The organism is Bacillus pretiosus, assembly GCF_051294775.1.
Taxonomy (GTDB): Bacteria; Bacillota; Bacilli; order Bacillales; family Bacillaceae_G; genus Bacillus_A; species Bacillus_A wiedmannii.
Genome location: NZ_JBPPHF010000379.1, coordinates 1 through 292 on the forward strand (window position 1 = coordinate 1; position 292 = coordinate 292).

1 pseudogene is annotated in these 292 nt (G+C 43.8%); it reads right to left on the minus strand.

Annotated elements, in window-relative coordinates:
- Window positions 1-292 (minus strand): annotated as a pseudogene (locus ACSG5Z_RS31345) (F0F1 ATP synthase subunit beta); the annotation flags it as partial.

Consider the following 292-nt stretch of genomic DNA (forward strand, 5'->3'; position numbering starts at 1 on the left):
GTTCAGCCATTGTTAAACCTGGTAATGCAACACGTTGACGTGCTCCAGGTGGCTCATTCATTTGTCCGAATACCATCGCAGTTTACTTAATTACGCCAGAATCGCTCATTTCGTGGTATAAATCGTTACCCTCACGAGTACGCTCACCTACACCAGCGAATACAGAGATACCACCGTGTTCTTGTGCGATGTTGTTAAGTAATTCCTGAATAAATACAGTTTTACCTACACCGGCACCACCGAATATACCGATCATACCACCCTTAATGAAAGGAGCAAGTATGTCTACTAC